Source organism: Klebsiella sp. Ech2A (assembly GCF_030078455.1).
GTDB lineage: Bacteria > Pseudomonadota > Gammaproteobacteria > Enterobacterales > Enterobacteriaceae > Klebsiella > Klebsiella terrigena.
Genome location: NZ_JAQGFU010000232.1, coordinates 1 through 6,219, shown reverse-complemented (window position 1 = coordinate 6,219; position 6,219 = coordinate 1). Strand labels below are relative to the sequence as shown.

At 63.5% G+C, this 6,219-nt stretch carries 7 protein-coding genes; 6 read left to right on the top strand and 1 reads right to left on the bottom strand.

Features of this window, described 5'->3' with window-relative positions; all coding sequences use genetic code 11:
- From PFH44_RS23950 to PFH44_RS23930, 5 genes are all read left to right on the top strand, one after another.
- A partial coding sequence (locus PFH44_RS23950) for an alpha/beta hydrolase (protein WP_283826375.1) occupies positions 1–710 on the top strand: 710 nt, incomplete at its 5' end.
- Between the two features lie 199 nt (positions 711–909).
- Positions 910–2,349 carry a circularly permuted type 2 ATP-grasp protein gene (locus PFH44_RS23945; RefSeq protein WP_283826374.1) on the top strand — a complete coding sequence of 480 codons (1,440 nt, stop codon included), beginning with the start codon at positions 910–912 and terminating at the stop codon, positions 2,347–2,349.
- Positions 2,343–3,272 carry an alpha-E domain-containing protein gene (locus PFH44_RS23940; protein ID WP_283826373.1) on the top strand — a complete coding sequence of 310 codons (930 nt, stop codon included), beginning with the start codon at positions 2,343–2,345 and terminating at the stop codon, positions 3,270–3,272. Before PFH44_RS23945 ends, PFH44_RS23940 begins: the two co-directional genes overlap by 7 nt.
- Positions 3,269–4,084 carry a transglutaminase family protein gene (locus tag PFH44_RS23935; protein WP_045859092.1) on the top strand — a complete coding sequence of 272 codons (816 nt, stop codon included), beginning with the start codon at positions 3,269–3,271 and terminating at the stop codon, positions 4,082–4,084. The genes PFH44_RS23940 and PFH44_RS23935 overlap by 4 nt, the downstream gene beginning before the upstream one ends.
- Before the next feature lie 18 nt (positions 4,085–4,102).
- Positions 4,103–4,843, top strand: a complete 741-nt coding sequence (locus PFH44_RS23930) for a proteasome-type protease (RefSeq protein WP_283826372.1) — start codon at positions 4,103–4,105, stop codon at positions 4,841–4,843.
- Here PFH44_RS23930 and PFH44_RS23925 read toward each other — a convergent pair.
- Entirely contained in the window at positions 4,840–5,619 is a 780-nt protein-coding gene (locus PFH44_RS23925; protein ID WP_045859089.1) for an AraC family transcriptional regulator, read from the bottom strand. The two genes, PFH44_RS23930 and PFH44_RS23925, sit on opposite strands and share 4 nt — an antisense overlap.
- 93 nt (positions 5,620–5,712) lie before the next feature.
- Between PFH44_RS23925 and PFH44_RS23920 the strand changes: the two genes are divergently transcribed.
- Positions 5,713–6,219, top strand: a 507-nt coding sequence (locus PFH44_RS23920) for an MFS transporter (protein ID WP_283826371.1), incomplete at its 3' end; no start/stop codon positions are given.

The following is a 6,219-nucleotide window of genomic DNA, read 5'->3' as shown; positions in this document are numbered from 1 at the left end:
CGGTATGGCGGCCGGCGGTACCCAACGGCCACGGCGTACTGGTGGCGGCAGGCGGCGGCTATCGGCGTATTGAGATGGCGAAGGAGGCGTGGCCCGCCGCCCGCTGGCTCACCGCCCGCGGCTATACCGCCTACGTCCTGAGCTACCGCCTGCCCGGCGAAGGCTGGACGGCGGGGGGCCTGGCGCCGCTGCAGGACGCCCAGCGGGCGCTGCGCCTTATACGCCAGCGCGAACGGAAGGCCAGCCTGCTGGGCTTTTCCGCCGGCGGCCACCTGCTGGGCATGGCCGCCTGCCGGGCCGATTTTGCCTCTTATCCGCCGCTCGACGCGGCGGATGCGCTCCCCGCCCGCGCCGACGGGGCGGCGCTGATCTACCCCGTTATTTCGCTGGAGCCGCCCTACAGCCACACCGCCACCCACCGGATCCTCGCCGGGCCTCACGCCTCGCCGGAGGTTGACCGCGCCTGGTCGGTGCAGACCTACGTGAACGGGCACACGCCGCCCTGCTTTTTGACCCAGGCGCTGGACGATCCGGTGTCCGATCCGCACAACACCCTGATTATGGCCGACGCCTGCCGCCAGCATCAGGTGCCGGTCAGCCTGTATCGCTACGCCAGCGGCGGTCACGGCTTTGCGATGGGGCGTCCGGGCACGCCCACCGTCGACTGGCCTGGGCACTATGCGGCCTGGCTGGAGGCGCTCTCGCCGTAATGGCGCAAAGCGGTTTGCCGTGCCTCATTGTGGTGCAGGCCGGGCGAAATATAAGGAAAATAACGGGTTGTTTTTTGCACAATCAGGCGGCGCGAGGCTGCGGGCTTGCACAGCGACGTCACCGGCCGCGATCTGGCATAATTAATGCTTATCTCTTCTCGGGGTTACCCCAAAGTGAGTACAACCGGAGGAGACGGCCATGATAAAAATAACGCTTCCTGACGGGCATTATTATGACGAGATGCTTACCGTCGAGGGACAGCAGCGCCAGCACTATAACGCCTGGTGGCAATGGTTTCACAACACCGATCAATTCTCTATCCGGCAAAAAAAAGAGCAGGCGGAGCTGCTTTTTCACCGCATCGGCATCACCTTTAACGTGTATGGCGAAGGCGAGGGGACCGAACGGCTGATCCCGTTTGATAGCGTACCGCGCATTATTCCCGCCGCCGAGTGGCGGCGCATCGATCGCGGCATCCGCCAGCGGGTGAAGGCGCTGAACGCCTTCCTTTACGATATCTACCACGAGCAGAATATCCTGCGCGCCGGGATTATTCCGGCGGAACAGGTGTTGGCCAATGAGCAGTACCAGCCCTGCATGCAGGGAATTAATCTGCCCAATAATATCTACGCCCACATCACCGGGGTCGATATGGTGCGCAACAGCGACGGTCAGTATTACGTGCTGGAGGACAACCTGCGCACGCCGTCGGGCGTCTCCTATATGCTTGAAAACCGCAAGATGATGATGCGCCTCTACCCGGAGATGTTTGAGCAGCACCACATTGCGCCGGTGGAGCGCTACCCGGGCTATCTCCTGCAAACCCTGCGCGAAAGCTCTCCCGTGGACGATCCCTGCGTGGTGGTGATGACGCCGGGGCGCTTTAACAGCGCCTATTTTGAGCACAGCTTTCTTGCCCAGCAGATGGGGGTTGAGCTGGTGGAGAGCGCCGATCTGTTTATTAAAGCCGGCGCTGTCTACATGCGTACCACCGAGGGGCCGCGGCGGGTCGACGTTATCTACCGCCGCGTCGACGACGCCTATCTCGACCCGCTGGCCTTCCGCGCCGATTCGATGCTCGGCGTTCCCGGCCTGCTGTCGGTCTACCGGGCGGGCGGGGTGGTGCTGGCGAACGCGATCGGCACCGGCGTCGCCGATGATAAATCGATCTACCCCTTCGTGCCGGAGATGATCCGATTCTACCTTGGCGAACAGCCGATCCTCAACAACATCCCGACCTGGCAGTGCCGCAAGCCGGAAGACCTGCAGTTCGTGCTGAACAACCTCGAGAAGATGGTGGTCAAGGAAGTGCACGGCGCCGGCGGCTACGGCATGCTGGTCGGCCCGCGCTCGGCGAAAGAGGAGCGCGAAGCGTTCCGCCAGCGCCTGCTGGCAAACCCGGCCAACTACATCGGGCAGGATACCCTCGCGCTCTCGACCTGCCCGACCTTCGTCGAAGACGGCCTGTCGCCCCGACATATCGATCTGCGCCCGTTCGTGCTTTCCGGCCAGGAGATTCGCCTGGTGCCCGGCGGCCTGACGCGGGTGGCGCTGACGGAAGGCTCGCTGGTGGTGAACTCATCGCAGGGCGGCGGCACCAAAGATACCTGGGTGATGGAGGATGACGAATCATGCTAAGTCGTACTGCGAGTGAACTGTTCTGGATGGCGCGCTATCTGGAGCGCGCGGAAAGCTACGCCCGGGTGCTCGACGTGACCTGGAAGCTCTCGATGATCCCCCGCCATAGCCAGCAGGCGCGGGATCTGGCCCTGCCGCTGAACCTGTCGCAGACCCACGAGCTGTTTCAGGAGCGCCACGCGCGCTTCTCGATGGGCAACCTGTTCAACTTTTTTGCCCTCGACGGCAACAACCCCGGCAGCATCTACAGCTGCGTCGAGATGGCGTGGAATAACGCCCACGCGGTGCGCGGCAGCCTCTCTGCGGAGGTATGGGAGTGTATTAACGCGACGCGCATTGAGCTGCGCCGGCTGCGCCAGCAGGGGATCGGCGAGCTCGGCAGCGACGGTTTCCTCGAGTGGGTAAAAGAGCGGGTACACCTGTTTCGCGGCGCGGTGCTTGGCACCCTGCTGCGCAACGACGCCCTCAGCTTTATCGGCATCGGCACGCTGATTGAACGCGCCTACGCCACCACCCAGCTGCTGCTGGTCAAGGATCAGCAGCTGAGCAGCGACCCGGATCCGGTACGCGAGTACTACCGGCTGGATACGCTGCTGAACGCGGTCAGCGCCCGCGAAGCCTACAACAGCATCTACCGCCAGCCGGTAAGCCGGGAGACGGTGATGGAGCTGCTTATTTTACGCGACGACGTCCCGCGCTCGCTCAGGGCCTCCATTTCCGACCTGGTCGGCCAGCTGGAGCATATCGCCAACGATCGCTCCCATCTGCCGCTGCGCCTGGCGCATCAGCTTAACGTCGATCTGCGTTTCAGCACCCGGGAAGAGCTGGCCAGCGCCGATCTGCAGAGTTACCTCAACGGGCTGCTGGCGCGAATTAACGCCCTGTCCGACAGCATCAGACAAACCTATCTGGAGGCGCTATGAAACTGGTTATCGACCACCTGACCCGCTACGGCTACGATGAAGAAGTCAAGTTTTCGACTCAGTACCTGCGCCTGACGCCGCGCAGCTCCGGCCGGCAAAAAATCACCTCCTGGACGCTGACGCTGCCGGACGGCGCCAGCATCGCGACCACCGACGCGTGGGGCAACGTGCTGCACGTGCTGACGCTGGATAACCCGCATAAGGAGATAGCGATCCGCGCCAGCGGGATCGTCGATATCGCGCAGGAGGATGAAGAGAGCGGGGGAGACGAAGAGGAGCTGCTTTCGCCGCTGGTCTTCCTGCGCTGCACGCCGCTGACCCGCGCCGACGAGCGGATCCGCGAGTTCGCCCGCGGCCTCTATCGCGCCGACGAGCCGGAGGAGAGCCTTAATCAGCTGATGGCGGAGCTGCTGGTCAAAATGCCCTACTCCCCTGGCGCCACCCAGGTGCAGGACTCCGCCGCCGACGCCTTCGCGCGATCGCAGGGCGTGTGCCAGGATCATACTCACGTTTTCCTCGCCTGCTGTCGGGCGATGGCGATCCCGGCGCGCTACGTTAGCGGCTATGTTTATAGCGATAACGCGCAGCACGTGGCGATGCATGCCTGGGCGGAGGTGTGGCTCAACGGGCGCTGGAAATCGTTTGATATTACCAATAATACCCGTAACTTGAATCAGCACCTGCGGCTGGCGACCGGGCTGGACTATCTTGACGCCTGTCCGGTGCGCGGTACCCGTCTGGGTGGCGGCGGGGAAGTTATGTTAACCAACGCTGAAGTGCGCGAACATTCTCAACAGGCGCAGCAGCAATAGAGGCAGGAACGGAGAACGATGACCTACTGTGTGGCCATGTGTTTAGCGGATGGACTGGTATTCGCGTCAGATTCGCGCACCAATGCGGGCGTGGATCATATTGCGACTTTTAAAAAGCTTCATGTGTTTGAGCAGGAGGCCGAACGGGTGCTGGTGCTGCAGTCCGCCGGCAACCTGGCCACCACCCAAAGCGTGATTAGCCTGCTGAGCGCGCGAATTCGCACCCAGCAGGAGCCTAACCTGATGCAGGTCAGCTCCATGTATGATGCGGCGATGCTGATTGGCAAAACGCTGCAGGAGGTTATTCAGCGCGACAGCAGCAACCAGCAGAACTGCGGCAATACCAACTTTAACTGTAACCTGCTGCTGGGCGGCCAGCTGGCGGGGGAGGCGCACCGCCTGTTCCACATCTACCCGGAAGGTAATTTTATCGAGGCCACGCGCGATACGCCCTATTTTCAGATCGGCGAAAGCAAGTACGGTAAACCGATTATCGACCGGGTGCTGACCATCGACACGCCGCTGGAGCAGGCGATGTGCTGCGCGCTGATCTCCATTGATTCAACGCTGCGCAGCAACCTCTCCGTCGGCCTGCCGCTGGATACGCTGCTCTACCGCAGCGGCAGCCTGAGCAGCGCCGAGCAGCATCGCATCACCGAAAGCGATCCTTACTTCACGACCATTCGCCGGGCGTGGTCCGAAGGGCTGCAGAACCCCTTCCAGAAGCTGCCGCCGTTCGCGCCGGAGCGCGAGCGCTAAACCGCCGCCGACGACGAAAGATAGCGTCCCGGCGTCATGCCGGTCATGGTGCGGAAAAAGTAGATAAAGGCGCTGTCGCTGGCGAAGTCCAGCGCCTGCGCGGCGTCGGTGATGCGCTTCCCCGTCGCCAGCAGCTCCACCGCCTTCATCAATCGCCACTGCTGGCGCCACTGCTGCCAGGACATCCCGGTATCGCGGCGCAAAATGCGGCTGATGGTCTTTTCGCTGGCGCCGCACTCTGCGGCCAGCGCCCGTAACGTCGGCGGCAGGCTCTGACCGCCCAGCGCGGCCAGGCGCTTATCCTGCGGCAGGGCGAGCATCATCGGCTCATGGGCCGCCGCGCTAATCTCCGCCGCGCAGAGGGCGGCAAGGTGCCAGCCGCTTCCGCTCTCCCAATCGCTTTCCCACGGGCTTGCCGCCGTCCGCTCCAGCAGCTCGCGCAGCAGCGGGCCGACGTTGAGGATCGCCGGACGCGCGGGGAGATCGGGGAAACGGGAGGGCTGAAACCACACCGAGCGGTAGTCGACGATACTTTTCATCTCCGCGCGATGGGGGACGCCCGCCGGGATCCATGCCGCCCGGGTGGGCGGAAGCAGGCACAGCAGCGCGCCATTGTTGAGGGTCAGGCGCACGCAGCCCTGACGGGTGAACAGTATCTGCGCCATGTTGTGCCGGTGGCTGCCGGAGTCGTGGCTGCCGAGCGCCGAACGGACGCCAACCACCGTTTTGTTCAGCGTATCCGGGTTGAATGCCGCATGCGCATCGAGCCACGCCATAATGTCCGATTTCCGATATATATAGTCACTATGTTTATAATGTCCGATTCCCGGCCTTCCTACAATAGCGCCTCTTATTATCAGGAGGTGGATATGTTCGGGCGTTCGGCCGCGGTGCTGGTCACCGCATTACTGATGTTTCCGCAGATGGTGGAAACCATTTACAGCCCGGCGCTGACCGATATCAGCGTCCGTTTTGCCGTCAGCGCGCAGCAGGCGGCGCAAACTCTGGCGGTTTATTTTATCGGCTTTGCGATCGGCGTTCTTTTTTGGGGGCGGGCCAGCGATCTCTACGGCCGCCGTCCGGCGATGCTGGCGGGGATCGCGGCGTACGCCCTCGGCTGCGCGATGGCGCTGGCGGCGACGGACTTTAGGCTGCTGCTGCTGGCGCGGATCGTGGCGGCATTCGGCGCCGCGGCCGGGTCGGTCGTCAGCCAGACGATCCTGCGGGACCGTTTTAGCGGCCGCCGGCTCGCCGGCCTCTTTTCGCTTATCGGCCTGGCGCTGGCGGTCAGCCCGGCGGCGGGCGTCTGGATCGGCGGTCTGCTTACCGCCGGCTGGGGCATGCGCGGCGTCTTCCTCGCCCTGGCGCTGCTGGCC

Coding starts and splice junctions, on each gene's coding strand:
- PFH44_RS23945 (WP_283826374.1), top strand. CDS start 910: ATGATAAAAATAACGCTTCCTGACGGGCATTATTATGACGAGATGCTT.
- PFH44_RS23940 (WP_283826373.1), top strand. CDS start 2,343: ATGCTAAGTCGTACTGCGAGTGAACTGTTCTGGATGGCGCGCTATCTG.
- PFH44_RS23935 (WP_045859092.1), top strand. CDS start 3,269: ATGAAACTGGTTATCGACCACCTGACCCGCTACGGCTACGATGAAGAA.
- PFH44_RS23930 (WP_283826372.1), top strand. CDS start 4,103: ATGACCTACTGTGTGGCCATGTGTTTAGCGGATGGACTGGTATTCGCG.
- PFH44_RS23925 (WP_045859089.1), bottom strand. CDS start 5,619: ATGGCGTGGCTCGATGCGCATGCGGCATTCAACCCGGATACGCTGAAC.